Origin of the sequence: Polaribacter haliotis (assembly GCF_014784055.1) — a bacterium.
GTDB lineage: Bacteria > Bacteroidota > Bacteroidia > Flavobacteriales > Flavobacteriaceae > Polaribacter > Polaribacter haliotis.
In genome coordinates, this window is record NZ_CP061813.1 from 3,504,424 (window position 1) to 3,529,002 (window position 24,579).

The following is a 24,579-nucleotide window of genomic DNA, read 5'->3' on the forward strand; positions in this document are numbered from 1 at the left end:
AATTTTATACATTGTTACCTATTGTGGCGACTTGATAAACTAAAAATTTGATAAATGACTGAATTAAATAAAAAATACGAGCCAAATGGAACTAAGGAAGAAGTTATGTTAGGGATTTTGCATAATGAAAATGGCTATTATATAAGCAATGAAGGAACTAAACAAAAACCAAACTTTCACGTATGGATTCCTGACATAACGTGTGCGGTTATAGATAGTGCTTATGTAGATATAACACTTTCGGTTGCTAGATGTAATTATTTGGCGAAAAATAAAATTAAGGCACGTTACCAGCCATTGTAGGTAACGTTCTGCGTGTAAGTTTAGTTGCGTAAATTAATAAATTACTTAAATAAAAATACAAATGATTGATATAAATAAATTGCAAGAAATTACAGAAAAATTAAATAGAAGCAAACTACTAAAAGGTGTAGCTTATGATGTTTTAAATACTTTTATAGAACAGCAAAAAGAGCAATTAAATTTACACGATGTTGATAAATGTGTTTTATGTAAAAACAAAACAGACAAGCCAACAATTAATTATTGCGACGAGTGTTTAGAAAATTACAATGGTATTGAATAAAACATTTTTACCAACGTGGTTGGTGTATGATTTGTAGCGTAGAATTAATAAAATTAATTAGTAAAAATGGACGAAATAATAGAATATTTAGAAAAAAAGATAAAAGCCTGTGATGAATTAGGTGGTATGCAATTAGAAAAATTTGCTTTTGTAGTAACCTTAAAAAAAGTGCGCAAAATAGCTATGAATTATACACCTTGTTGTATGAGCGAAGCTGAACAGTTATTTGCTTTTTTTATGTGGTTTAGAGAAAACTCTGAAAAGCACATTGGCGAAAGTATAGAAGATATGATTGATGCATATATTAAAAGCAAATAATTGCATACAACTTATTTGTATAAGAAATGTTGCGATTAAAAAACTAATATTTAATAAATAAGAACAGATGTTTACAGCACTTACAATAGGAATAGCATATCTGATAGCAAAAAAACTTGACGATGCAGGAGATTACAAAACCCCGAAAGGGAAAGACAAGAACCGATATAAATAATCACAAACCCGAGCAATGTTTTTTATACGTTGTTCTAAAATGTTAACCAAAAATGACCGATTTAGAAAAAAAACTACTTAACCGAGTTAAAGAATTAGAAGATAAAGAAGCAATTAGCGACCAAGCAATAAATGGGTGCTTGCCTTTAGGTTTAATATTAATTGGCATAGTTGCACTGCTTATTTTTGGTTAATTTTTTAGAACTTATTTGTATAAGAAATGTTGCGATTAAAAAACTAATATTTAATAAATAAGAACAGATGTTTACAGCACTTACAATAGGAATAGCATATCTGATAGCAAAAAAACTTGACGATGCAGGAGATTACAAAACCCCGAAAGGGAAAGACAAGAACCGATATAAATAATCACAAACCCGAGCAATGTTTTTTATACGTTGTTCTAAAATGTTAACCAAAAATGACCGATTTAGAAAAAAAACTACTTAACCGAGTTAAAGAATTAGAAGATAAAGAAGCAATTAGCGACCAAGCAATAAATGGGTGCTTGCCTTTAGGTTTAATATTAATTGGCATAGTTGCACTGCTTATTTTTGGTTAATTTTTTAGAACACCTATATAGAAACCACCACTACCAAACCCAACTATAAAAAGAAAAAACTATGAAATCTGTAGAAATTTACAAACAAAAATTAACAAATAAAAACTATTCAAAAAGGACAATAGAAACGTATGTATGTTATTTAGAAAAGTTTCTTCAAGAAATAAAGAAGAATCCATATCATATAACAACAAAAGAAATTGAAAACTATTTACTAAACAAAAACTACAGTTCAATATCTGTGCAAAACCAGGTAATAGGTAGTTTAAAGTTATTTGCAAAATACATTTTAGGAAAAAAAGAAGTTCACTTAAATAAAATCGAAAGACCAAAAAGAGAAAAAAAACTACCTAGAATAATAGATGCAGAATTGTTAGCAGAAAGAATTTCTATGGTTAAAAATCTAAAACACAAAGCTATATTAACATTAGGTTTAAGTTGTGGATTGCGAATAAGCGAAGTAATAAATTTAAAATGGTTAGATCTCGATAAAAAAAGAAATGTATTAAATGTAATAAACGGAAAAGGGAAAAAAGACCGAATTACATTTTTAAACAATAATTTAATTGAGTTACTTACAGAATATTGGTTAGAATATAGATCAGAAGAATATGTCTTTAACGGCCAATTTAAAAACCAATATTCTGCAACAAGTATACAAAGATTAGTAAAAAAATACATTCACCCAACAGCTTCTTTTCATTTATTAAGGCACTCTTTTGCAACCTATGCATTAGATAACGGAACAGGTATTGGAGCCTTGGCAGATATTATGGGCCACAATAGTATAAAGACTACAGAAATATATTATCACACTTCATTAAAAGCAGTTCAAAATCTAAAGCAAGTTATCTAAATGCAGCAATCACCAGAACAATTTAAACAAATAATAGAAGCAAAAGTGTTACCTATAGCGCAACAATTAGGAACTAGACAAGGTTTTTTTGAATATTGGTTTAAAATATTACCAAGATGCAAAAGTCACAAAGCAGCGTTCGATTTAACCAACCTTTTATATTTAAAAATTTTTAAAGAACAAAAATACACTTCTTTTGATTCTTTTAGGAATCAAAAGAACACGTATTTAAAAAAAATAAGAAGATGAGCGAGTTACAAGATTTACAAGACAAAAAAGATGCAATTGTTATAGATTTATTCTTAAACAATCAAAACAATACAGTTCCTAATTTGGCAAAACTTTCTGGTTTGCAAGAAATAACAGTGCATCAAATAATAAATAAATACCTAAAAAACAAAACGATCAATGCAAGATTTTAAAATAATATCGGTAATAATTTGTACATTTTTAATTGCTTTTTTAACATCTTTATTGTTAGAATTAGAAATGTTTCAAAACCCTGTAAGATATATTTTAGTAATTTTATTAATTATAATAGAATTCTATTTTGGGTATATAATTTATAAATTTGTTTCAATTACAAAATTCAAAAAATGAAAAAACCATTCTATGATAAATTTGAAAGGAATATTTTATTGGAAGATGAATCTTTTTATGCTTCTAAAATGAAACTACATATTGCTTTTAATTCTTTTGTTAAAACAATATTTAAGCCTTTTAAAAATTTTTTTAATAAAGCGAACGAATAGTTCATAATAAAAAACCAAAATACCAGCATCTTTACACCATCTAAAAAAGTGTAAAGGTGTTCGCACAAGCAATACAGCATAATAATTCTACAAGATCAGCAGTTTCTTCTGTTGGTGGTTCTGGTTTGTTTGATTGGTTTGGTGGTGGTTCTGTAACAAAAAACGGAACACCAGTAAACACATCTTCAGCAAAAACACTATCTGCATTTTATAACGGAATTACAATTTTGTGTAACGATTACGCAAAACTACCTAAATCCGTAATTATAAAAAACGGAAACACACGTATAAAAGATGCTTCACATCCTGTAAATAGATTGTTAAATAAAAGGCCAAATCCTTTTATGTCTGCATTTAATTACGATTCTATAATGATGCAATGTGCAATTCTAAAAGGAAACGCATATTCAGAAAAAATTACAAACCCAATTACAGGAAAGGTAGAAGCAAGGCAATTTATAAACGAAAACGATACACCAGTAACTGTAAAGAAGTTTAATGGTAAACTTTGGTATCATTTCGATGGTAGAGTAGTTCCTGCAAAAGATATGGAGCACATAATTGGTTTTTCAGAAAACGGAATTACAGGAATTGGTGTGGTTGCTTATGCTGCTAAATCTTTAGGAGTTGCATTAAGTAGTCAAGAGTTTGCAGAAGAATATTATGCGTCGAGAGGTGTTGGAATGGCTGTAATGACTTCTTCTAAAAGCATAAATCCAGATGCAAAAACCAGAGTAGGTAATTCTATTGAGAGTCGTTTTTCTTCTAAATCTAATTACAAGGTTGCTGTTATAGATGAAGCTGAAAGCTTCCAACATATTTCTTTAACGCCACAAGAATCTATGTTTTTGGAAACTAATAAACATGCAATTGGTGAAGTCGCACGTTGGTTAAATATTCCTTCACATAAATTAAAAGATACAGAAAATAGTAACTATTCTAATATGGAAAGCCAGAATATAGATCATATATCTAATTCTGTGTTGCCTTGGTCTATGAAATTTAGGCAAGAACAAGACGAAAAGCTATTTACTGAAGCAGAAATAAGACAAGGGTATCAAGTACACCACAATTCAAACTCACTTTTAGAAGCAGATAAAAAAACGCAGGCAGAATTTATTTCTAAAATGCTAAACAATAAAGTGTTTGTTCCTAATCAGATTAGAGAAATGTTCGATATGAATCCATTAGAAGGTGGTGATGTTGCTTTAATGCCTTTAAATATGCAAACAGAAGCAGAGTATCAACTAAAGTTGGAAAAAATGGCATTGGAGATTAAAAAATTGAAAAATGAGTAAAGAAAGAATAGTTTTAAGAAACGCATTTGTAAGAGATACAACTGCAGATCAGATAGAAAATAGACAAGTAGAATTTGTTATTTCTTCTGAAGCAGTAGATTCTTACAGAACGGTTTTTAAAATAGATGGTTGGAATTTAACAGACTACACAAGAAACCCAATTGTTTGTTATCAACATAGAGCAAATTCAGACGATCCAGATAATATTATTGGTACTTCTACGGTAAGAGTAGAAAATGGAGAATTAATTGGAACTGTAACTTTTGAAGATGCAGAAACAAATCCAAAGGCTGAAAAGATTTTTAGAAAAGTACAATCTGGTACTTTAAAAATGGCAAGTATTGGCGCAAAAATAGAAAAGGCGCGTTTTGGTAATGAAGAAAATGGCGAAGATAAAGAGGTTTTGTATTTCACAGAACAAAGGTTAATGGAATGGTCTATTGTTTCTATAGGTTCTAATCCAGATGCGCACAAAAGAAACGCACAAACTGTTGCAGAATTAAGAACAGAGTTACAGCCAGAAGATGTTACATCTTTTGATGAAAATAAAAGAAGTCTGCGAGAAGCAGAATTGTTAGTTAATAATTAAATAAGTAAGAATGAAAAGTTCAGTAGAATTAAAACAAGAACGCGCTTCTCTAAAAGACAAGCAAACAGCTTTAATTACAAAAGCGAAAACAGAAAAGAGAGAAATGTCAAATGAAGAAAATACTTCTTTTGATGATTTAATGACTCAAAGAAATGCTTTAGATGCTCAAATATTAAGAGCAGAGCAAATTGAAAAAGACGAAGCAGATGCTTCAAGAAATGCGGGAACAGTTGTTGGTGCGCCTGCAGTTAAACCAGAAAAAAAGTCAGGTAATTTTTCTTTATTAAGATCATTAAGATCATTATCTAAAGGTCAAGAATTACATCCAGATGATGCAAAAGTACATGAGCAAGCGCAAGAAGAAATGCGTGCTTCAGGTTTAGAGTTACCAGAAGGTAATGCAATTTCTATTCCAACAGGTGCTTTAAGAGCGCAAACTGTAACAGGAGATTCTGGTGCAAAAGGTGGTGCTTTGGTAGCTTCAACTCCAAAATTAGTAAGACCATTACAGCCTGTTCTTCCAATAGAAAGTTTAGGTGTTAACATTATGTCTGGTTTAGTTGGCGATGTTCCATTACCAACTTCTGGCGCATTTTCTTTTTCTTATGGATCAGAAACTGCAACAACAGCTGCAACAGATATAGGTTTTGCGGGACCAACTTTAAAGCCAAAAAGATGTTCTGGTGTTGTGGATATTTCAAAGAAATTATTAGCACAAACTTCTTTTTCTGTAGAAGATTACATTTTAGAGCAAATTAACATTGCATATGGTAATACAATTACGTTAGCAGCAATTAATGGTTCTGGTGAAGCTCCAACAGGTTTATATTCTTTAATTACAACAAATGTAAACACTACTGCAGGTGCATTAACGCATGCAACAGCTGTAGCTTTAGAAGGTTTAGTAGATGCAGCAGATGGTACAAATGTAAAACGTGCTTATTTAGCAGATCCAAAAGTAAAAAGTGGTGCAAAAACTACAAAAATAGATGCAGGTTCTGGTGTTTTCTTATCAGATGGAAACACATTAAATGGTTATCCATTTATTTCTACAACTTTAATGCCTTTATTAGATACAGATAAACACCCAATTATTTTTGGAGATTGGAACCAATTAACAGTTGGTTATTGGGATACACTTTCAATTATTGTAGATCCGTATACACAAGCAGCTTCAGGAAAAGTTAGATTAATTATAGAAGGTTTTTCTGATGTAGCAGTAACAAACGAAAAAGCGTTTGCAATTAACAAAGTGGTAACAGTATAGTTTTTTTTTAATAGTTGATTTATTTTGAATTGATAAAAGCCTGTTTAACGGCAGGCTTTTTTCTTTAAAAATTACAAAATGGCAAAAGCAAAATTAGTTAAAATAGAAATTTTAGAACCAGTTGCAGGTAAGTATTTAATGTCTGCAAACATTGGTGATGTAATAGAAATAGATGCTACACAAGCAACTGTTTTAGTGGAAAATAACGATGCAAAATTCGTAAAATAAAACTCAATGGCTTTTTATACAGACTTAAATTTCGAACCTGCAGAACCAATAGTAACATTGGCAGAGTTTAAAACGCAAATAAAAGAATTAGATGCAGAAGAAGAAACGCCAGAAGATGCTTTGTGGCAAAACTTTTTAGATGCTTCTTTAGAAGAATGCGAGTCTTATATAAATAGAGCAATTACTACCAAGAAATACAAAATTTCTGGTAAAAGTTTTAATGATGTAATTGTAAATAGTTTACATACAATTATAGAAATAGAAAAGATTGAATACAAATCACCAGATTATACGTCTGGTTCTTTAGAAACACTTTCAACAGATAGTTATTCTTTACAAAGAGTAGATACTGTAGAAAACAAATTAGAATATACAGAAGGTATTACGTTACCAACTGTAAAAGAATTTACACCAGATGCAGTGCAATTATATATAACTGTTGGTTTGGTAAAAGTATCAAAAAAAATTAAACAGGCAATTCTTTTAAAAGCGGCTGCAATGGATAAGTTTAGAGCAGATTATGTAAAAAACAAACCAACAGCTTCAGAAAGTTTATTGAATTCCTTTATAAGATATTAAGTGAAAATAGAACTCGGCAACTTTAAAAACAAAATTAAAATTTTACAGAAAATTAAAACTAAAGATAGTTTAGGTTCTCCTGTAGAAGTAGATCAGGTTTTAAAAACGTGTTGGGCACAGCAAATAGATGTTGCTGGTAGTGAAGATGAAGAGGGAAAGGTAAGAGCAATTTACGATTCGGCATTTATAATAAAATACGATATACGTTTAGCAAACGGAAAAGCTATTGGAATGCTTGTTAAAGATGAAGCAGAAAGAGAGTTTAGTATAGAGTCTATAATAGAAGTAGAGTTTAGAAAATTCCTTCGTATAAATGCAGTAAAAAGTGAATAGTAATCTTATCGAAATAGAAGGTTTTAAAGAGTTAGAAAAAAAGTTAAAATCTTTAAGTAGTGATAAGGTTAAAAGTAGAGAAGTTCTTAAAATTCTTGGTCAAGTTGCAAACCCAACTGTAAAAGCAGTAAAAGCGTTAACGCCAATTGCTAAAAAGCCACATATTCAAAAAAGAAAAGGGCAAAGTTTTGGTACAGTAATTACTCCAGGAACAGGTAAAAGATCTATTGGTAAAAAAACAATGCGTAGGGCAAAAAACCCAACATTATATGTTTCGCCAAGAAGTACAAAAAGAGCAGATGGTTGGTATTTAAGACAGTTTGTAATTCGTGGTACAAAATACCAGAAAGCAAATCCTTTTATAGATAAAGCGTACCAGCAAACACAAGGGCAAGTAACAAAAGATGCAGAAACAAAAGTTGCAAAATACATTCAAAGGCAAATAGAAAAATTAAGTAATTAATGTTAGTAGATTTTTCAGAACAAATAGTTACAGATTTAAACGCTAGAACAGAATTACTAGCTTTGTTAGATAAAGATGCAATATCTGCATTAATATCAGAAGCAGAAGATGGAGAAAGTTTTGTAAACTATTTTATAAAAAAGAATTCGAACATAACAAAAGACAATGCAACAGAATATCAGGTAATTATAGAAAGTTGGTCTAGTAATTATACAAAAAGTATAACCATTGCAGATCAAGTTGTAGAAGCATTAAAAGCTTCTTCTAATTATTACGATTATTTATCGGCAGAAAGCGAACCTGTAAGAATAGAAGCAGGAAACACATATATAGTAACAAAACAAATTTTTAATATAAAACAGTAATAAAATGGCTTTAGATTATAACGGAAACATGCGTGTTAAGGCAGGCACAAAAACAATTTTGCACGAGCAGGAATCTAGTTTTTCTATGAGTGTTGCAATGCAAGAAATTGCAACTAAAGATATTGTGGGTAAAAACTACAATCCACAAGATGTAGAATGGTCTATTTCAGGAACAGGTATTGCAGATAATTCAGATGCTTCTGCTCAAGTAGATATTAAAGCTTTAATGGATGCTTTAAAAGCAAAAGATGCTGTTGCTATAGAAATGACAGATGAAGTTGTAGGTAATTTGGCAATTTCTGGTAATGGTTATTACGAGAGTATTTCAATTAAAGCAACTAATAAAGAAAAAGTAACATTCGATTTTTCTATAAAAGGAATTGGCGAACCAGCGTTTGCTTTAAACGCTTAAAATTATAACTATGGTAATAAATATCGACAACAAAGATTATACAATAGTTTTCAATTACACATTTGTAAAATATGTAATGAAAAAAAACAATTGGACAAAGTTTTCAGAGTACGATGCTTTCTTGCAGAAGTTTGCTTTTGATGAAAACAATTTTGGTCCCGAACATTTAGAATTGTTTGGCGAATTGATTTTATTAGGTATTTCTGCAGGAACAGATAAAAGAGTTACAATTACTTTAGATGATGTGGTAGCTACTTTGTGGGGTAAAATTTCTTTACTGCAAGAAGTAGGTGCTTACTTTTTAGAATGTCAGCCAAAAGTTAAAGAAGTTGTCGATCCTGTTGCCAGGGGAAAGAAGAAGGGTTAGAGGATAAAACCTCTAACCTAACTTTCGACGATTTAGAGATTGTTGCTTTTGGTGAAATTGGTTTAAAAGTAGATTATTTCTATAGTTTAACGCCTCGTCAATTCGATAATCTTTTAACAGGTTATAGAAATAAAGAAGAAGCAAATGTAAAGTTACAGTACGGATTAAATAGAGATTTAGAATGGTGTTTTATCAGTCCTTATTTAGATGATAAAAACCCTAAACATCCTAAAACTATTTTAGAATACAAATTGTTTCCTTGGGAAAAACCTTTAGAAACAATTGCTGTTAGAAAACCAAAAACCAAAAAAGAATTACAAGAATTCTGGGAAAACATAGATAAAAAGAAGTTAGAATAAAATGGCTGGTTTAGCATCAATTAACATAAAGTTTTCTGCAGATCTAAAGCAGTTTAGTACAAAAATGCAATCTGCTACTCGTTCAATGAAAAAGATGGGTAAACAGATGCAGAGTATTGGTGCAGGTTTATCTGTTGGTGTAACAGCTCCTTTTGTTGCTTTTGGTGCAATTGCTTTAAAGAATTGGGATAAACAAGAACAGGCAATTGCGCAAGTAAATGCAGGTTTACAATCTACAGGTGGTTTAGTTGGTTATACTTCAGAAGAACTACAGAAAATGGCTTCAGAGTTACAAAACAATTCGTTGTTTGGTGATGAAGAAATTTTAGAGAATGCAACAGCGCAATTATTAACGTTTACAAATATTGCAGGCGATCAGTTTGCAAGAACGCAACAAGCAGCAATAGATTTATCTACACGTTTAGGTGGAGATTTAAAGTCTGCTTCTATTCAATTAGGTAAAGCGTTAAACGATCCTGTTGCTAACTTATCTGCATTATCTCGTTCTGGAATTCAATTTACAAAAGACCAAAAAGAAACTATTAATTCTTTAGTTTCTACCAATAGATTGGCAGATGCGCAAACTATTATTTTAGACGAATTAGCAAAACAATATGGTGGGGCAGGAGAAGCTGCAGCAAAAGCTGGTTTAGGTGGTTTTAAGCAATTGCAAAACACAATTGGCGATGTTACAGAAGAATTTGGTAGTATTATAGCAGAGGCTATTTTACCTTTTGTTGGTAAAATAAAAGAAGTGGTTGCGAGTTTTCAGGCTTTGTCGCCAGAAACAAAAAAGAATATTGTAATATTTGGTTCTTTTGCAGCGTCTTTAGGTCCTTTATTAGTTGCGCTTGGTTTTTTAATGACTACTGTAATTCCTGGTTTAATTACCGCTTTTGGTGGATTAAAAATTGCATTAATTGCTTTACAAGGTGGTTTTATAAAATTTACTGCAATTATTGCAGCGAATCCTTTTGGTGCGTTGGCTGTTGCAGTAACTGCAATAGCTAGTTATTTTCTTTTTTTTAATAATGAAACCGATAAAACCATAAAAAAACAAACCTTACTTTCTCAAATAAATGATACCGCTGCAAAGTCTATTGCTAACGAAAAAGCAAAGTTAGCAGAGTTATTATTTATTGCAAAAGATGAAAGTATAGTTAAGTCTGCAAGAATAAAAGCAGTAAAAGAGTTAAATAATTTATCACCTAAATATTTAGGTAATTTAACTTTAGAAAAAATAAATACAGATAGCGCAAGAGTTGCTATTGAGTTGTATAATAACGAGCTTTTAAAGACTGCAAAATACAAAGCCGCGCAAACTAAATTGCAGGAAATTGCGAGTAAAATAATAGATTTAGAATTAGCGAAAGAAAAGCAATCTGTTGCATTTGCAAAAGCAAAATTAGCTGAAGAAAAATTAAACGGTCTAACTGTTGCTCAAAAAAATAAATTATTAGAAATAACAAATAAAAATCAAGAGTTAGGTAATATTTTATCTAATACTGAATTAAAAACTTTAAAAGATCAAGAAGCGCAATTATTAAAAATAATTGCTGCGAACCAAACTATTTCTAAAGTTAAAAAAGAAACAACACCAGAAGTATCAAAAGGCATAAAAAAACAAACTGCAATTTCAGATGGGTTAAAGCCATTGGGTGTTTCTTTAGATTTAGCAAATCCTTTAGAACAAGAAGCCGAAAAGCTAAATACAGTATTAGGTGGTATGAAATCTGGTTTTATAGATTTCTCTTTGCAGACTTCAGAAATAATTAGCCAAACAGCGAGTAATGCTTTGGCAGGTTTTGGTTCTATGATTGCTGGTTTAGCAAACGGATCTTTAACAATGGGCGATGTTGCAGGTGGTTTAATGAAAACTATTGGAGATTTAGCAATTCAGTTAGGTAAAGCAGCAATAGAAATAGGGGTTGGTATGTTGGCAATACAAGCGGCATTTACAAATCCTTTTACTGCAATTGCAGCAGGTATTGCTTTGGTTGCAATTGGTTCTTTAATTTCTACATCTGCAAGTATAACATCTGGTGAAGGCAGTTATGCAGGTGCTTTTGCAGATGGTGGTGTAATTGGTGGTAATTCTTTTTCTGGTGATAAGTTATTTGCAAGAGTAAATAGTGGGGAAATGATTTTAAACCAAAGACAACAAGGTGTTTTAGGTGGTTTAATTGGTGGTGGTTCGCAAGAAGTAAATGTTGTTTTACAACCTTCTATAGATTTTGTGGGTGATAAGTTTAGGGTGATGCTAAATAGGGTAGATAAACGTAAAAATAGAACTACCTAATGCAGAATATTGAAAAATTTAATATTAGAATTGTAGATACTTTAGAAAATAACAGAACGTTAATTTTTGAAGATACCCAAATAGAGAGTCCGCATTTAATATATAATGGGCAAGATGATAAATTTGGTAATTTACTAACTAGCGAACTTCGTTTTAATTTGCTAGTTAAAACAAATGTAGAAGGCACTTTTTTTCATTTATTTACAGGTACAGAAACAAGGTTTAAGGTTCTTTTAGAAGATATTACAGATTCTCAAAACCCTGTTGTAAAATGGTCTGGTTTTTTGTTTCCTGAGCAATTTAATGAACCTTACACGTACAGCAATTTCTTTGTAGAATTTATTGCAACAGATGGTTTAGGTTTATTAAAGAATAAATACTTAAATCCAGATTTTTATCAAGATAAAAAAAGTGTTTTAGATGTAGTTTCTAGATGTTTATTACAAACAGGGTTAAAGTTTCCTGTTTTGTTTGCGCCTGCAATACAGAATGTTGGTTTCGAAATTAGTTATTTAGATCTATTGGTAGATACTTCTTCTTATGTTTCTGGTGGTAAAGAAAAATCTTGTTACGATGTCTTGGTTTTATTGTTAGAAAGTAATGGTTTAAGGTTATTTCAGTATAAAAAACAATGGGTAATTGTAGGTTTAAATTTAATAAATAAAGTTACAATTCCATTTAAAGAGTATAATTATAACAGTTCTTTAGAATTAGAATTTATACAAGATGTTTTAATAGATAGAAATATTATTTCTACATATTTTTTTGAAACTCCTTCTATAGAAACATTGCCTGTTTTAAATGAAATGGAAACTACTTGGGATTCTGCTTCTGGTGATAATTTATTGCCTTTAGATTCTTTTTTAAGCACGAATTTTAAAGAAGTTTTTACAAAGCCAATAATAAGATCTGGTGGTGGTTTTTTACCTAACCCTGCACCAGAAAACTTTGGAGGTTATATTGCAACTCCTGCAAATGTTAAGGTTTCGGAAATAGAAGTTGTAAATACACTTACTTTAGATTATTTTAATCAAGTAATAACGGTTGGAGATTTAGATACAAATTATGTAACATTAAAAACTCCTTTTTTTATAGATGCTAATGCAGATGTAGAAAGATATGGTACTTTTAACTTAGAATTAGAGTGCTTGTCTAGGGTTATAGATGAAACAAATAATTATTATAAAATAGAAGGTTCTTTTACAGATATTATTAATAATGGAAGTGGTAAAGGTAGGATTGTTTTTAATAACCATGGTTTAGAAACAGGAGATGAAATTATTTTTGAAGATGCAGGTGGTGTGTATAATTCTTTGCAAAAGGTTGTAAAGGTTAATAATAATACGTTTGATATTTCTCAAAACTATATTTCTAATTATTCAGGTGGTTTTAAAATAAATCCGTTTAAAGGTGTTTTCTATTTTGCGATAACTAGAAAAGAAGATTTAAATGGTAACGATTCTTCAGAAGAAATATTTATTTCTAATTTTCCAACAGATAGTAGGCCAAATGGTTATTTCGATTTCGATATTACTTTAGATAAATGGAATATAAAAGCTGTTGTAAAAATAGATAAAATTTTATTTTTAGAAAGTGGTTATTATAATATTAGGCTTTATCCTAGTGTTTATCATAGGTTTATAAACAGTAACTTCTATAAAGGAGTTGTTTTTAAGAAATTAACCTTTTTGTTAAAAGAAGAAACAGAGGTAAGTGTTGTTAGGAATAGAAATTTAAATTATAGTACGTTTAATAGTTTAGACGTTTTTCATTCTTCTTCTCAAAAAAATTTATCAAAAAAATCATTTTCATTTTCAGATAACGTTAATAATATTGTGCAAAATGCAAGTTTTAATGGTGTAAACTATGCTTCTTATTATTTAGATAAATGGAAGAGGGTAGGTGTAGATGAGTCTGTAAGCTTTTTAAAATCTTTAAACGATATTTATTTAGGTATTAACTATAGTTATAATTTAAAAATAACAGGAACTTTAATTGGTTTTTTATTGCCTTTAGATTTGTTGGATTTTAGATATAAAGGGGTAAGAAGGTACACTCCTGTTATAATTGATATGAATTTAACCGAAGGTTTAACAGATGTTACTTTGGTTGAAAGTAAGTACACAGATATTGAATCGGAAGTTACTTTGGTAGATGTAAATCCTGTTAAAAAACCTAGAATAGAAATATCTTCAAAAATTTATGGTCCTTTTGGAGATAGTTGGAATTTAACCACTTTTTATAAAATTATAGATTTTACTAATATTAATGCAACTATTGAAGTTTTTGGTTATGGAAGAAATTTTCCTTTAGGTCCTTTAGTTTGGAAATTACTTTATTCTGCAACTCTTACAAGAGATCAAGGTGTTTATAATTTTGCTAGAGATTTTAACCCTGGTAATTATACTGTGCAAGTAAAACAAGGTGGATTGGTTTCTAATTTAGAGGAAGTGGAAATTTTATATTAAACAATAAATGGAGCAAAATAATACAATTCATCAATTATCTTTTCTGGTAAAAAGTCATAAGGTAGAAAAGTTTGTAAACGAAGATAATTTTCACTTTGGAGATAATTCAGATTTCTTTGGAGATGAAAGGGTTTTTTAAATTTAAATAAGTATGAAAAAAATAGATATAACTTCTGGTGTTAATTCAGGTGATAGTGGTCCATTAGGTGGTGCAAAAATTAATGATAATTTTAAGGAAATTATCAAAGTTGTTTTTGGTAAAGATATTTGGGATGGAAATGTAACTGAAGAGTTGGTTGGTTTTTTAGCAACTTTACCAACAAATAATAAATCTTCTTTATTTTCTTCTTTAGTGGAAATTTATAGTAATTCTATTTTGTTAGATGATTCTTTAAGTTCGTCAATTTTAAAAACGTGGTCTATTGATAAGTTGAATTCTACTTTCATAAATGTAAATGAGTTAGCATCTTCAACATACACACAAACACAGGTAAATGATTTATTAGTTTCAACAAAAAATGCTACAATACAAATATTATTAGATAATCCAGACCTTGATGTAAATTCAATATCAGAAGTATTAGCATTAATGTCTAATGCAGATGCAACATTAACAAGTTCAATTGCAGAGAAATTAAGTTTTACAACATCTCAAAGTTTAACAACTACGCAAAAAAATATAGCGCTTACTAATTTAGGTGTAAATAAAAGTTTTGTAGATGGTTTAGGAATTAATGCCACTTCTTTAAATGGTTTTTTTGACACTGCTTTTGCAAAAAAGACAGAACTAAACATATTCACACAGCTACTTACTGCTAATAATGGTTTAAATGTTACAGGTGCAACTTCATTTGGAAGTAGTGTTGGAATTAATAAAATAAACAAATCAAAAATAAATATTGCACAAACAAGTAATACTACATTTACAGAATCTAACCAACATATAATGTTAGAAGACTCTGTAAATGTGCCATATTATGGAATTGGTTTAGACGTAAATAAGGGTTTGTCGTTTTTAGCAAGAAACGGTGGTAATTGGTCGAAAGCTTTAACGTTATCACAAAATAACAATGCTACTTTTATAGGTGGTATTAACGCACCTTCTATTAAATTAACTACTGGAGCAGTAGATGGTTATTATTTAAGAACAGATGCAAGTGGCAATGGATCATGGCAACCTGTTTCGGCTTCACAAGTTTATAAAGGCACATGGGATGCAAACACAAATACTCCAAATTTAGCAGACGGAACAGGTACAACAGGTTTTTATTACAGATGTACAGTTGCTGGAACAGTAGATTTAGGTGATGGAAATATAACATTTGCAGTTGGAGATGATGTTATTTATAATGGTTCAGAATGGGAGAGAATACCTGGACAAGGCTATAATTTACAAAAAGCATCCTCAACTGTTTTAGGAGGTGTTAAAGTTGGTTCTGGATTAGCAATCGATGCTTCTGGGGTATTGTCAAATGCACTAATATCTGGGACAGATTACTTAGCACCTTCTTCTTTAACTAATTATGTAGACAGAAACACTTCTCAGACAATTTCAGGAGCAAAGACATTCTCAGATAATTTAGAAGTTTCCAAAAATGTAAATGGGGATGCTTCTTTAAAGGTAACTAATTTAAATACAGGAACATCAACAAGGTCTATATTAAGAGCAGGAACAAGTACAACAGGGGTAAACTTAACTGCTTATGGAAATAATTACAATGTGATACCTAACTGGGTTTCTTCAACAGGTATAACGGTAGATTCAGGAACTTCTGGCGGGTTTTTCATATACTCGCCAAATAGTTTTCGTGTTCAGAACAATGTAGGGGTTGATGCTTTTAAAGTGAATTCTGGAAATGTTTATTTCTATGGAAATATAATAGGAAACGGAAGCGGTTTAACAAATTTAACAAAATCTCAAATTACAGATTTTCCTACAGATTTAAGCGAGTTCACAAACGACTTGGGAAACTATGGTAACTTTTTGGTATCTGCAGATTTGAATGGTTTTGCAACGGAAAGTTGGGTAAATAATCAAAATTATTTAAATTCTGGAAATTTTATCGCAGGTACAGATTATCAATTACCTTTAAGTAACGTTGCATTTAATAATGTTAATAACAACTTTAATTCTTCCCAATTGTTTAACGGCAATATTGGAATTGGCACTTCAACGTTAAATAAGTCTAAATTACATATTTCGAATGCAGGAAATAGCACTTTTACAGAATCTAACCAACATATAATTTTTGAAGATGAAGCAGAAACTTCTTTTTATGGAATAAGTTTAGATGAAAATAAATCTTTATCTTTTGTAGCGAGAGATGGTTCTAACTGGACGGAAACCTTGACGTTATCGCAATCAAATGGTGCAATTTTTTATGACAATGTATCAGCAATATCATTTTCAGGAAACGGAAGTCAATTAACAAATCTAACAAAATCGCAAATAACAGATTTTGGAACGTATGATAATTACGATTATTTTCAATTACAAACAAACTCAATTAACAGAAAGCAAATAGGTTCTGAAAACGTTTTAAACTTTATTGAAGGTGCTGGAATAGATATTACATATTCATCAAATGGAAGTGTAAATATTGCAACAAATTTTAATATTTCAGACTATTTTAAGAATGATGGTAGCACTTGGTTAACCGATGATTTAGTTTTTAATATTGGAGCATCTTTTACAACTTTAAAAGCACAAAATTTAGGAATTTCGGCTATTTCGCTAAACTTACCAACAACAAGTGGAACAATTGCGTTAACATCAGATATTCCAAGCCTATCTGGGTACGCAACAGAATCTTATGTAAATAGTCAAGGTTTTTTAACAACGCATCAAGATTTAAGTAATTATGCACTAACATCTTCTATACCAACCAACAACAATGCATTAACGAATGGTGCTAATTATATTACAAATTCTGCATTAAGTGGATTAGCTACAGAAACCTATGTAGATAATAAGATTAATAATGTTGTTCAATCAATATCGTCAAGCGCAACAATTTCAGCATCTACAAACGTAATAGATATTTCTGGAGGAACAGGAGATGTAATTATAACTGTTCCAAGTAATTTAGAAAATGAAAATATAAGAATAATTAACAGGCAGGGTTCTTACGTTAGTTTTAATGGTGCTTCTGGCGTTACTGTTTATTCCGATACTATGGACATAGGGAATGCGAATATAAATACGTCTTCTGTATTAGTGAAAATAGCTACAAATACTTATGTTGCTACAAATCAAATTGGGCTGTAGTGTAATACCAATGAAAAAACAAATATTTAATATTAATCAATTTATAATTATAAAATGGCAAAGAGTAAAGAAGTAAAACTATCAAAATTAATAGCATTATTCGAAGAGTTAAAGTTAATAATGTTAGATGTAACAAATGGCGAATTACGTTTTGAAATTTACGAACTTTTAGGAGAGTTAAAAGATAAAGTGGAGAATTTCAACAACACAAAAAACGACTTAGTAAAGCAGTTTGGAGAAGAAGTTGAAAAAGGAAACTACGAGGTAAAAGAAGATAAATTAAAAGATTTCTACGAAGCATTAAACCCAATTTTAGCAAAGGAATATGTATTAAATAACACGATAAATAAGGAGTTGTTAAAGAAATTAGAATCTAAGCATCCTTTATTGGTGTATGAATTTGTAAAGTAGAAAAATGAGCCAACAAAACAGTAAATGGATTAATAATATTGACAAGGTTAAAACAATGCACTTTATTAGTATTGTTTTAATTTCTGTTTACTTGGTGTTGTCATTTTATCAAACAGTTCAATTAGATATAAAAATAGAAAAAGGTTTAATTCAAGCTGAACAATACGAAAGGGCAGTAAGTGATATTAATAGAAATTTACTTGGTTTAGTTACCATTGTAATTTTATTCTTTTTTAAAGAGCGTTCAAAGAATGAAGAAGATAAGTAACGTAAAAGTTAATGTTATAAAATACTGTAAATTATTCTATGGTATTGAACTTAAATATTCAGTTGTTAGAATTGTAACAATAGCAAGTTTAGTTTATACTTTAACAAATTTAAGAACAGATAATATTGCAAAAAGCGTTGAAATTGCAGAGTTAAAAGCAGAAAACGATAATTTAAAAGATAATGTAATTTATAATTATTTAGAATTTGAAGATTCGCCTATTGAAACTTGGAGTAAAAAAGTAATTAGAAGAAATGGAAAGTTAAGATTTGTAGGAAATTACTTCAATCTAAGTTACGAGAAACAATGGGGGCATTATTTTGATTATGATAGAAACAACCTTTTAGGTAAAGATAATTTTTCTTTAGGTTATCCAAACGATATTGCTTGGAGCTATTGGCGAAATGATAGTCTTGTTTATGAGATTTTAAGAAGAAGAAAAGACACTTCAAACTTTAAACAAATAGAACACGCAAAAGATAGTTTAGGAATAATGAAATATTTCGAAACTTTAAAATACCCTATAAACAGAAGAAAAGACACGTTTATAGTGGGTAAAATATTAAAATATTATGACTGATTTTGTACAATATATAATTTCAAACTTTTTAAAATACGTTTTAGGATTAAGTTTTTTAGATTTCTTTGTAGTTCTAATTATTCCTTTTTCAACAAAAGAAGATATTAATTTTATTAGGTTGATGATTGCTTTTTTTAGTTTAATTATAGGGGTTTTAATAATGTATTATAAGATTAAAGACTATAAAATTAATAAAGAAACAAAAGACCTTATAAAGAAGCATAATGAAGAAAAAGACGTGTTTAGATACGTTAGGGATTATCGAGAAAAAGAAGATTAGATAAAATAGATATTATGAGATTATCAGAAAAACAAATAATATTTAGTAAGAATGTAGCGAGTTTAATAGTCTATGCAGATATGATAGGAATAGACTTAACTTTTGGGGATGCTTTTAGAAATGATTTCACGCAAAAACAATACGTTAAATTAGGTTTAAGTAAGACTTTAAATAGTTTACATAGAAAACGATTAGCAGTCGATTTTAATTTCTTTATAGATGGTAAGTTAACTTATGATTTTAATGATATTAAAGAACTTGGTAAATTTTGGTTAACACTTCATCCAAAAAATAGATGGGGCGGGGATTTCAATAAAAATAGTATTCAAGATGGGTTTGTAGATACTCCACATTTTGAAATGCAAGAGTAAAATATATATATTATGAAAAAAATATTACTACTTATTATCTTATTAATTCTTAATAGTTGCACTGCAAAAAAAACAGTTACAGAATATAAAGAACGTATTGTAAAAGACACTGTTAATGTATTTAAAGAACGTTTAGTAACAAAACAAGTTATAGACACCTTATTAATAGAAAAGCCGTGTGATAGCCTTGGAAACTTAAAAGACTTTGAAAAGGAAATAAGAACAGAAAAAGCAAAAGTTACTTTAAAATCTGTAAACGGAAATATTCAAGTAGATGTTAACCTTGATTCGATAGTTAATCAAAGAATTGCAGAATACAAAAGTACTTACAAATCCAAAGTAGATACAAAAGAAGTAGAGATTATAAAGTTCAGATATCCTTTGTGGCTGATTATTACTGCAATAGTATCAATTCTTTTAAACTTGGTTCTTTTAAGAATTAGACTAACTTTTTAAAACAATACAACTAAATGAGCACAGCTATTTCTTGATTGAATTTAGTGAGTTGTATTGTTTTTACGTGAAAAAAACGTGTAAAATTTATTTTAGTTTTTGTAGCATCCTTTTATTAATAGGTTTTTAAAAACTTATTTAATTGTATCTTCTAAGGAGGCGGTCGAAGGTTCGAATCCTTCAGGGCTCACTTAAAGCTTCACAGAAATGTGAGGCTTTTTTGTTTTCTGTAGGTTTTAAAGTGTTTGCAAGTAGTTTCTACATATTTCTTTACAATCACAACAATCAATTTATTAATCAATGTATGCCTTTTCTGGTGTACTTTTAGGTGTACCATTTTTTCTTCAGGTGTACCCTTTTATAAAACACTAAACATATGAATAACTATAAGTTAGCAATACTTTTTTTCTTAAAAAGAAATAAGATAAATAAAATGGGTAAATGTCCAATAAGATGCAGAATTACATTTTTAAAAAGTAGAAAAGAATTCTCTACAGGAATATTTATCAATCCAGATTATTGGCATAGTGGTAAACAGAAAGCTTTACCAGATAGCAAAGAAAACAACATTTTAAACAACAAATTAAGCCTTATTCGTCAACAGATAGATAAGGCTTTTTTAATGCTTCAAATCTTACCCAATAACTTTGATGTAGATGATATTTATAGAAAATATAAAGGAGAAGATTCTAAAGAAGAAATTACAATTTTAGGAGCATATGATTTACATAACCAGAAGACAGAAAAATTAATAGGTATAGACTTTAATAAGTTGTCTTGGAGTAGGTATGTGGAAAGTAGAAGAAAAGTAGCACTATTTATTACTAAATTCTACAAAAGAAAAGACGTAAGGTTAAAAGATTTAGATTTAAAGTTTATACAAGATCTAGAATATTTCTTTAAAACAGATTTAAAACTAAAACAAGCTACTGTTTATAGGAGTATTCAAAGAGTAAAGAAAATTATTCAGTTTGCTATTTCAGAAAATTATCTGAAGAAAGACCCATTTCACTTATATAAAAATAAGAAGTTTAAAACTGTAATTATTTATTTGACTGATGAAGAATTAAAAAAGTTAGAAAAGCATAATTTTAGTCAAGAGAGATTACAACAAGTAAAAGATTTGTTTATTTTTTGCTGTTATACAGGTTTAGCGTATACAGAAATGTCAACTTTGTCGACTAAAAATATTGAAATTGGTTTTGATGGTAAAGAGTGGATTCAGATGGTTCGTAAGAAAACTGGCAGAAAAATATCCATTCCAATTTTACCAAAAGCAAGAGAGGTTTTAGATAAATACAATGACAAGTTGCCAACTTTAAGTAACCAAAAGTTCAATTCTTATTTAAAGGAGATTTCGGAATTAATTGGAATTGATAAAAAATTGACACATCATACAGCGAGAAAGACCTTTGCAACAACAGTACTCTTATTTAATAATGTACCAATGGAAATTGTATCGGAATTATTGGGGCATTCTAATATGAATGTTACACAATCTCACTATGGTAAAGTTGTACAGAAGAAAGTTAGTGATGAGGTTGAGGTTCTTAAAAAACGGTTAAAATAAATTTTTATAAGTTATAATTTTTAATATTTTTACGGAAATCCGTAATATTTTTGTAGTGTTATTTTATAATATTACAAATTGAAAAGTTCAATTTAAAAATTGTAACTTTTCTTATAAAATAAAGGTGTTTACTTAATAATAAGTAGGAGAGCACACCTTTTTTATTTAACTAACAATTCTGTTAGCTTCTCCGCAGATAAAAACAATTTTATTATGAAAAAGATTTTTTTATTTACACTATTGCTATGTCTAATTTTATTTAATTCTTGTGGTAGCAGCGATGAAGACAACGAAATGGTTGAAAACTTACCTGATGTAGAAAAATTAATTACACAAATTACGAGTAAAGAAGGACAAAAATCTAGTTTTTACAATCCAGATAAATTTATTTATGAAAATGGTAAATTAGTGAAAGCATGGTTTTATGGATGTTCAGGAGCTTTATATGAGTTTGAATATGGTTCTAATGGCAAAATATCAACAGTTTATAGTCAAAATTCTGTAAGTTATTCAGATATAAACACTTCTATAAAAAGCACAGGGAACATAATTAAGCAGATTTATGACTCTAATGATAGGTTAATTAGTCTAACAGATTCTTCTGGTAAAGTTTTAGCTAGTTTAGATTATAATTCAGAAGGTGTATTTAACAAAATTGATATTAAAGATTTAATTATAGCAAAACCAGACACCTACATCTTTACAAACTTTGATACTAATGGAAACCCTGTAAAAAATAATTTTGGATTCACTTATAGTTATGATGATAAAATAAACCCTATTTATGTTTTATTTACACAGTTCGGTTTTTTTAATATTGAAATGTGTAACTCTTTAGATGAAAGGAGAGTATTTTATATTTCACCAAATAATGTAAAAGAAATTATAGATAATGACAATAATGATGAAGTTATTTTTAGTGCTATCTATACTTATGATTCTGATGGTTATCCTATTTCAAATAGTTACAATAGTAAATCTGGTGGTAATAATAGTGATGTAGAAAATTTCAGTTATTAAAAACAAAAAGCTCCATTTCTTACTAAAGAAGTGGAGTGATTTTTTTTGAAAAGATATATGTTTTTAATATAGTTGTTTCAAATTAAATAAATTTTTTACATCAATTTCACTTATTGTAATTTAAAAAATGAATCTAATACACAAATTAGCAAAAACATACAATAATTTAAACATCAAACACATAGAGGGTTTCTTGAGCAAAGATGTAATCTATGAAAGCCAGAATGTTTTAGAACCAATACAGGGAAGAGAGAATTTAATAAATTATTTGACTCAAAAATTTGAAACAATTAAAAAATCAAATAATTTGGTTTATGCAGAATTAGGGTATTTAGATGCACAGAAAGAAAAGGCTTGTATTATTCTGTCACAAGGAGAAAAAGAAAATGAAGGAGCTTTAGTTTTAATTGAATCCGCAGATAACCTTATCACCAGAATAGATATTTGTACAGTTGCACCTCATTGAAGTAAAGCAATAGGTACTAATGAATATCCAATGTAGAAAATTTAATTTCTGTAATAAAACTTGGCAATTTGGCAAAAGTCAAGATGCCAAGTTTTTTTTAAAATTTAATAGTTATTCTTCCTTTTCAATTTCAGTAATAATATATAGAATTACACCAATTTGGTTTTCTGGATGCTCATTTTTATGAATTTTTTGCACTCTGGCATCAAAAGGATTTATTCCATTTTTTAGCAATGCAGCAATTACTTTATTATCACATTTTGGTAAATAGCCTAATTTAAAATTCTTGTAGTAAATTTCTACAGCTTTTTTATCATAGATATTTGTTGGTTCTGGTTTTAAAGTGAGTTTGCTACCAATTTTTAATTTTTGAAATGCAATTGCACCTTCATAATAGGAGAAGCCTGCAATACTAAAACGCATTAAATAATCTCTTTTTTTCATTTTTTAAACATTTTTAAATTAGAACACAATATTATGCGTGACTAATGCACTCTATATGCACAGTATTTTTTATGTTTACAAAAAGAAACTTTAAAAAGCTATGTCTACTAACAAACACGCTATTATTAGATACCAAACATTAGATAAATGTTTTTCTAATAGTGGAAAGAGATATTACATAGAAGACCTATTAGAAGCCTGTAACGATGCTATTTACAATTTTGATGAATCTTCAAATGGAATTAAAAAAAGGCAATTGTACGACGATATTAAGTTTATGGAGTCAGAACAAGGTTGGTCTATTCCGTTGGAAAAAGTAAAAGATGGTAGAAGAGCATTTTATAGATATGAAGAAGCTACTTTTTCTATAAATAGCCAGCCATTAAATAATGCAGAAGCAGAACAGCTAAAATCTGCCATTTTAGTTTTAACAAGATTTAAAGGGTTGCCACAGTTTGAGTGGGTAAATGAACTAATCCCTAAATTAGACAAGACTTTTGGTTTGTATAATAAAAACAAAGAAATTATTAGTTTCGATAATAACCAGTTTTTAAAAGGTACAGAATTTATTACACCTTTATTTAAAGCTATACAGAATAAGCAAACACTAATTATCGAGTATAAGTCATTTAAAAGTAATGTTTCACAAAATATTGTTTTTCATTCTTACCATTTAAAACAATACAACAATCGTTGGTTTTTATTTGGCAAAAATGATGAATACAAAAACTTAACCAATTTAGCTTTAGATAGAATAGAAACTGTTGAACAAAATTCTAAACCTTTTGACGAAACTGAACTCGTAAATTTTGAAGAATATTTTGATGATTTTATAGGTGTTACAAAACCTATAAATGCAGTTTTAACAAAAATAATATTAAATGCAACTGTTGCTTTAGCTCCATATATAATTACAAAGCCTTTACATGGATCTCAAAGGAAAATAAAGCTTTCGGAGAAAAACTTTATTTTTTCAATTGATGTAATACCAAACTTTGAGTTAAAGAAACAACTTTTATCTTTTGGAAATGAAATTACAGTAATAGAACCACTTGAATTAAAAAATGAAATTGTAGAAATTCTAAATAAAAATATAGATAATTACAACTAATGCAGGTGTAGTGCATAGATCAATTCTATATTTGCAGAGTAATTAAAAAACAAAGTTTAGAA

At 29.2% G+C, this 24,579-nt stretch carries 34 protein-coding genes; 33 read left to right on the forward strand and 1 reads right to left on the reverse strand.

The genetic code is table 11. The features are described 5' to 3' along the window. Nucleotides 1-54 precede the first annotated feature (54 nt). From H9I45_RS15065 to H9I45_RS15215, 32 genes are all read left to right on the forward strand, one after another. Complete coding sequence (locus H9I45_RS15065) at nt 55-303, forward strand: hypothetical protein (protein WP_088355502.1); 249 nt, start codon at nt 55-57, stop codon at nt 301-303. A 61-nt stretch (nt 304-364) separates the two neighbouring features. Continuing rightward, nucleotides 365-586 (forward strand): hypothetical protein, encoded by a 222-nt coding sequence (locus tag H9I45_RS15070; protein WP_088355501.1) that lies wholly within the window; start codon nt 365-367, stop codon nt 584-586. Between the two features lie 66 nt (nt 587-652). Next, a complete protein-coding gene (locus H9I45_RS15075; RefSeq protein WP_088355500.1) occupies nt 653-904 on the forward strand; it encodes a hypothetical protein in 252 nt (83 codons plus the stop codon). Between the two features lie 227 nt (nt 905-1,131). Next, on the forward strand, nt 1,132-1,272 hold the full coding sequence (locus H9I45_RS15080) for a hypothetical protein (RefSeq protein WP_191141235.1): 141 nt from the start codon (nt 1,132-1,134) through the stop codon (nt 1,270-1,272). 227 nt (nt 1,273-1,499) lie between these two features. Further along, nucleotides 1,500-1,640 carry a hypothetical protein gene (locus tag H9I45_RS15085; RefSeq protein WP_191141235.1) on the forward strand — a complete coding sequence of 47 codons (141 nt, stop codon included), beginning with the start codon at nt 1,500-1,502 and terminating at the stop codon, nt 1,638-1,640. 61 nt (nt 1,641-1,701) lie between these two features. Then, nucleotides 1,702-2,496, forward strand: coding sequence for a tyrosine-type recombinase/integrase (locus H9I45_RS15090; RefSeq protein ID WP_088354297.1), 795 nt, complete (start codon nt 1,702-1,704; stop codon nt 2,494-2,496). After that, nucleotides 2,497-2,745 carry a hypothetical protein gene (locus H9I45_RS15095; RefSeq protein WP_088354296.1) on the forward strand — a complete coding sequence of 83 codons (249 nt, stop codon included), beginning with the start codon at nt 2,497-2,499 and terminating at the stop codon, nt 2,743-2,745. Continuing rightward, a complete protein-coding gene (locus tag H9I45_RS15100; protein WP_176397564.1) occupies nt 2,742-2,918 on the forward strand; it encodes a hypothetical protein in 177 nt (58 codons plus the stop codon). Before H9I45_RS15095 ends, H9I45_RS15100 begins: the two co-directional genes overlap by 4 nt. A gap of 174 nt (nt 2,919-3,092) precedes the next feature. Then, nucleotides 3,093-3,248, forward strand: coding sequence for a hypothetical protein (locus H9I45_RS15105; protein WP_176397563.1), 156 nt, complete (start codon nt 3,093-3,095; stop codon nt 3,246-3,248). Between the two features lie 56 nt (nt 3,249-3,304). Next, nucleotides 3,305-4,546, forward strand: a complete 1,242-nt coding sequence (locus H9I45_RS15110) for a phage portal protein (RefSeq protein WP_088354294.1) — start codon at nt 3,305-3,307, stop codon at nt 4,544-4,546. Then, complete coding sequence (locus tag H9I45_RS15115; protein ID WP_088354293.1) at nt 4,539-5,135, forward strand: HK97 family phage prohead protease; 597 nt, start codon at nt 4,539-4,541, stop codon at nt 5,133-5,135. Before H9I45_RS15110 ends, H9I45_RS15115 begins: the two co-directional genes overlap by 8 nt. Before the next feature lie 10 nt (nt 5,136-5,145). Beyond that, on the forward strand, nt 5,146-6,402 hold the full coding sequence (locus tag H9I45_RS15120; RefSeq protein WP_088354292.1) for a phage major capsid protein: 1,257 nt from the start codon (nt 5,146-5,148) through the stop codon (nt 6,400-6,402). 78 nt (nt 6,403-6,480) lie between these two features. Then, the gene (locus H9I45_RS15125; RefSeq protein WP_176397562.1) at nt 6,481-6,630 is read left to right on the forward strand and encodes a hypothetical protein; all 150 of its coding nucleotides are present in this window, start codon (nt 6,481-6,483) and stop codon (nt 6,628-6,630) included. Nucleotides 6,631-6,636: 6 nt separating this feature from the next. After that, the gene (locus tag H9I45_RS15130; protein ID WP_088354291.1) at nt 6,637-7,209 is read left to right on the forward strand and encodes a hypothetical protein; all 573 of its coding nucleotides are present in this window, start codon (nt 6,637-6,639) and stop codon (nt 7,207-7,209) included. Then, nucleotides 7,210-7,542, forward strand: a complete 333-nt coding sequence (locus H9I45_RS15135; protein ID WP_088354290.1) for a phage head completion protein — start codon at nt 7,210-7,212, stop codon at nt 7,540-7,542. Next, complete coding sequence (locus H9I45_RS15140; protein ID WP_088354289.1) at nt 7,535-8,005, forward strand: HK97-gp10 family putative phage morphogenesis protein; 471 nt, start codon at nt 7,535-7,537, stop codon at nt 8,003-8,005. Before H9I45_RS15135 ends, H9I45_RS15140 begins: the two co-directional genes overlap by 8 nt. Next, nucleotides 8,005-8,370 carry a hypothetical protein gene (locus H9I45_RS15145; RefSeq protein ID WP_088354288.1) on the forward strand — a complete coding sequence of 122 codons (366 nt, stop codon included), beginning with the start codon at nt 8,005-8,007 and terminating at the stop codon, nt 8,368-8,370. The genes H9I45_RS15140 and H9I45_RS15145 overlap by 1 nt, the downstream gene beginning before the upstream one ends. A gap of 4 nt (nt 8,371-8,374) precedes the next feature. After that, nucleotides 8,375-8,782: a phage tail tube protein gene (locus H9I45_RS15150; protein ID WP_088354287.1), complete on the forward strand. Its 408-nt coding sequence runs from the start codon at nt 8,375-8,377 to the stop codon at nt 8,780-8,782. 10 nt (nt 8,783-8,792) lie between these two features. Continuing rightward, nucleotides 8,793-9,149: a hypothetical protein gene (locus H9I45_RS15155; RefSeq protein ID WP_088354286.1), complete on the forward strand. Its 357-nt coding sequence runs from the start codon at nt 8,793-8,795 to the stop codon at nt 9,147-9,149. 360 nt (nt 9,150-9,509) lie between these two features. Beyond that, nucleotides 9,510-11,807: a phage tail length tape measure family protein gene (locus H9I45_RS15160; protein ID WP_088354285.1), complete on the forward strand. Its 2,298-nt coding sequence runs from the start codon at nt 9,510-9,512 to the stop codon at nt 11,805-11,807. After that, nucleotides 11,807-14,275, forward strand: a complete 2,469-nt coding sequence (locus tag H9I45_RS15165; RefSeq protein ID WP_088354284.1) for a hypothetical protein — start codon at nt 11,807-11,809, stop codon at nt 14,273-14,275. Before H9I45_RS15160 ends, H9I45_RS15165 begins: the two co-directional genes overlap by 1 nt. A 7-nt stretch (nt 14,276-14,282) precedes the next feature. Continuing rightward, nucleotides 14,283-14,414 (forward strand): hypothetical protein, encoded by a 132-nt coding sequence (locus H9I45_RS16445; RefSeq protein WP_254917207.1) that lies wholly within the window; start codon nt 14,283-14,285, stop codon nt 14,412-14,414. 12 nt (nt 14,415-14,426) lie between these two features. Next, nucleotides 14,427-17,543 (forward strand): beta strand repeat-containing protein, encoded by a 3,117-nt coding sequence (locus tag H9I45_RS15170; RefSeq protein ID WP_088354283.1) that lies wholly within the window; start codon nt 14,427-14,429, stop codon nt 17,541-17,543. A 54-nt stretch (nt 17,544-17,597) separates the two neighbouring features. Beyond that, complete coding sequence (locus H9I45_RS15175) at nt 17,598-17,954, forward strand: hypothetical protein (protein ID WP_088354282.1); 357 nt, start codon at nt 17,598-17,600, stop codon at nt 17,952-17,954. A 4-nt stretch (nt 17,955-17,958) separates the two neighbouring features. Then, nucleotides 17,959-18,222 (forward strand): hypothetical protein, encoded by a 264-nt coding sequence (locus H9I45_RS15180; protein WP_088354281.1) that lies wholly within the window; start codon nt 17,959-17,961, stop codon nt 18,220-18,222. After that, complete coding sequence (locus H9I45_RS15185) at nt 18,206-18,802, forward strand: hypothetical protein (protein ID WP_088354280.1); 597 nt, start codon at nt 18,206-18,208, stop codon at nt 18,800-18,802. The genes H9I45_RS15180 and H9I45_RS15185 overlap by 17 nt, the downstream gene beginning before the upstream one ends. Then, on the forward strand, nt 18,795-19,082 hold the full coding sequence (locus H9I45_RS15190) for a hypothetical protein (protein WP_088354279.1): 288 nt from the start codon (nt 18,795-18,797) through the stop codon (nt 19,080-19,082). The genes H9I45_RS15185 and H9I45_RS15190 overlap by 8 nt, the downstream gene beginning before the upstream one ends. A 14-nt stretch (nt 19,083-19,096) precedes the next feature. Continuing rightward, entirely contained in the window at nt 19,097-19,453 is a 357-nt protein-coding gene (locus H9I45_RS15195; RefSeq protein ID WP_088354278.1) for a M15 family metallopeptidase domain-containing protein, read from the forward strand. A 12-nt stretch (nt 19,454-19,465) separates the two neighbouring features. Further along, nucleotides 19,466-19,909 carry a hypothetical protein gene (locus H9I45_RS15200; RefSeq protein WP_088354277.1) on the forward strand — a complete coding sequence of 148 codons (444 nt, stop codon included), beginning with the start codon at nt 19,466-19,468 and terminating at the stop codon, nt 19,907-19,909. Nucleotides 19,910-20,282: 373 nt separating this feature from the next. Then, nucleotides 20,283-21,476 (forward strand): site-specific integrase, encoded by a 1,194-nt coding sequence (locus tag H9I45_RS15205; RefSeq protein ID WP_088354276.1) that lies wholly within the window; start codon nt 20,283-20,285, stop codon nt 21,474-21,476. A gap of 213 nt (nt 21,477-21,689) precedes the next feature. Then, the gene (locus H9I45_RS15210) at nt 21,690-22,496 is read left to right on the forward strand and encodes a hypothetical protein (RefSeq protein ID WP_140422758.1); all 807 of its coding nucleotides are present in this window, start codon (nt 21,690-21,692) and stop codon (nt 22,494-22,496) included. A gap of 127 nt (nt 22,497-22,623) precedes the next feature. Further along, nucleotides 22,624-22,962 (forward strand): hypothetical protein, encoded by a 339-nt coding sequence (locus H9I45_RS15215; protein WP_088354274.1) that lies wholly within the window; start codon nt 22,624-22,626, stop codon nt 22,960-22,962. A 111-nt stretch (nt 22,963-23,073) separates the two neighbouring features. On the opposite strand, the gene H9I45_RS15220 is transcribed toward H9I45_RS15215, so the two are convergent. Further along, nucleotides 23,074-23,406, reverse strand: coding sequence for an HIRAN domain-containing protein (locus tag H9I45_RS15220; RefSeq protein WP_088354273.1), 333 nt, complete (start codon nt 23,404-23,406; stop codon nt 23,074-23,076). A 100-nt stretch (nt 23,407-23,506) separates the two neighbouring features. Between H9I45_RS15220 and H9I45_RS15225 the strand changes: the two genes are divergently transcribed. Continuing rightward, entirely contained in the window at nt 23,507-24,517 is a 1,011-nt protein-coding gene (locus H9I45_RS15225) for a helix-turn-helix transcriptional regulator (protein ID WP_088354272.1), read from the forward strand. Nucleotides 24,518-24,579: the final 62 nt, after the last annotated feature.

What these genes read in the sequence shown, in the direction of transcription:
- H9I45_RS15100 (WP_176397564.1), top strand. Translation starts at nt 2,742, where the DNA reads ATGAGCGAGTTACAAGATTTACAAGACAAAAAAGATGCAATTGTTATA.
- H9I45_RS15170 (WP_088354283.1), top strand. Translation starts at nt 14,427, where the DNA reads ATGAAAAAAATAGATATAACTTCTGGTGTTAATTCAGGTGATAGTGGT.
- H9I45_RS15145 (WP_088354288.1), top strand. Translation starts at nt 8,005, where the DNA reads ATGTTAGTAGATTTTTCAGAACAAATAGTTACAGATTTAAACGCTAGA.
- H9I45_RS15125 (WP_176397562.1), top strand. Translation starts at nt 6,481, where the DNA reads ATGGCAAAAGCAAAATTAGTTAAAATAGAAATTTTAGAACCAGTTGCA.
- H9I45_RS15090 (WP_088354297.1), top strand. Translation starts at nt 1,702, where the DNA reads ATGAAATCTGTAGAAATTTACAAACAAAAATTAACAAATAAAAACTAT.
- H9I45_RS15120 (WP_088354292.1), top strand. Translation starts at nt 5,146, where the DNA reads ATGAAAAGTTCAGTAGAATTAAAACAAGAACGCGCTTCTCTAAAAGAC.
- H9I45_RS15155 (WP_088354286.1), top strand. Translation starts at nt 8,793, where the DNA reads ATGGTAATAAATATCGACAACAAAGATTATACAATAGTTTTCAATTAC.
- H9I45_RS16445 (WP_254917207.1), top strand. Translation starts at nt 14,283, where the DNA reads ATGGAGCAAAATAATACAATTCATCAATTATCTTTTCTGGTAAAAAGT.
- H9I45_RS15190 (WP_088354279.1), top strand. Translation starts at nt 18,795, where the DNA reads ATGACTGATTTTGTACAATATATAATTTCAAACTTTTTAAAATACGTT.
- H9I45_RS15070 (WP_088355501.1), top strand. Translation starts at nt 365, where the DNA reads ATGATTGATATAAATAAATTGCAAGAAATTACAGAAAAATTAAATAGA.
- H9I45_RS15080 (WP_191141235.1), top strand. Translation starts at nt 1,132, where the DNA reads ATGACCGATTTAGAAAAAAAACTACTTAACCGAGTTAAAGAATTAGAA.
- H9I45_RS15065 (WP_088355502.1), top strand. Translation starts at nt 55, where the DNA reads ATGACTGAATTAAATAAAAAATACGAGCCAAATGGAACTAAGGAAGAA.
- H9I45_RS15200 (WP_088354277.1), top strand. Translation starts at nt 19,466, where the DNA reads ATGAAAAAAATATTACTACTTATTATCTTATTAATTCTTAATAGTTGC.
- H9I45_RS15215 (WP_088354274.1), top strand. Translation starts at nt 22,624, where the DNA reads ATGAATCTAATACACAAATTAGCAAAAACATACAATAATTTAAACATC.
- H9I45_RS15195 (WP_088354278.1), top strand. Translation starts at nt 19,097, where the DNA reads ATGAGATTATCAGAAAAACAAATAATATTTAGTAAGAATGTAGCGAGT.
- H9I45_RS15165 (WP_088354284.1), top strand. Translation starts at nt 11,807, where the DNA reads ATGCAGAATATTGAAAAATTTAATATTAGAATTGTAGATACTTTAGAA.
- H9I45_RS15105 (WP_176397563.1), top strand. Translation starts at nt 3,093, where the DNA reads ATGAAAAAACCATTCTATGATAAATTTGAAAGGAATATTTTATTGGAA.
- H9I45_RS15160 (WP_088354285.1), top strand. Translation starts at nt 9,510, where the DNA reads ATGGCTGGTTTAGCATCAATTAACATAAAGTTTTCTGCAGATCTAAAG.
- H9I45_RS15210 (WP_140422758.1), top strand. Translation starts at nt 21,690, where the DNA reads ATGAAAAAGATTTTTTTATTTACACTATTGCTATGTCTAATTTTATTT.
- H9I45_RS15180 (WP_088354281.1), top strand. Translation starts at nt 17,959, where the DNA reads ATGAGCCAACAAAACAGTAAATGGATTAATAATATTGACAAGGTTAAA.
- H9I45_RS15175 (WP_088354282.1), top strand. Translation starts at nt 17,598, where the DNA reads ATGGCAAAGAGTAAAGAAGTAAAACTATCAAAATTAATAGCATTATTC.
- H9I45_RS15085 (WP_191141235.1), top strand. Translation starts at nt 1,500, where the DNA reads ATGACCGATTTAGAAAAAAAACTACTTAACCGAGTTAAAGAATTAGAA.
- H9I45_RS15115 (WP_088354293.1), top strand. Translation starts at nt 4,539, where the DNA reads ATGAGTAAAGAAAGAATAGTTTTAAGAAACGCATTTGTAAGAGATACA.
- H9I45_RS15205 (WP_088354276.1), top strand. Translation starts at nt 20,283, where the DNA reads ATGAATAACTATAAGTTAGCAATACTTTTTTTCTTAAAAAGAAATAAG.
- H9I45_RS15150 (WP_088354287.1), top strand. Translation starts at nt 8,375, where the DNA reads ATGGCTTTAGATTATAACGGAAACATGCGTGTTAAGGCAGGCACAAAA.
- H9I45_RS15075 (WP_088355500.1), top strand. Translation starts at nt 653, where the DNA reads ATGGACGAAATAATAGAATATTTAGAAAAAAAGATAAAAGCCTGTGAT.
- H9I45_RS15130 (WP_088354291.1), top strand. Translation starts at nt 6,637, where the DNA reads ATGGCTTTTTATACAGACTTAAATTTCGAACCTGCAGAACCAATAGTA.
- H9I45_RS15185 (WP_088354280.1), top strand. Translation starts at nt 18,206, where the DNA reads ATGAAGAAGATAAGTAACGTAAAAGTTAATGTTATAAAATACTGTAAA.
- H9I45_RS15220 (WP_088354273.1), bottom strand. Translation starts at nt 23,406, where the DNA reads ATGAAAAAAAGAGATTATTTAATGCGTTTTAGTATTGCAGGCTTCTCC.
- H9I45_RS15095 (WP_088354296.1), top strand. Translation starts at nt 2,497, where the DNA reads ATGCAGCAATCACCAGAACAATTTAAACAAATAATAGAAGCAAAAGTG.
- H9I45_RS15225 (WP_088354272.1), top strand. Translation starts at nt 23,507, where the DNA reads ATGTCTACTAACAAACACGCTATTATTAGATACCAAACATTAGATAAA.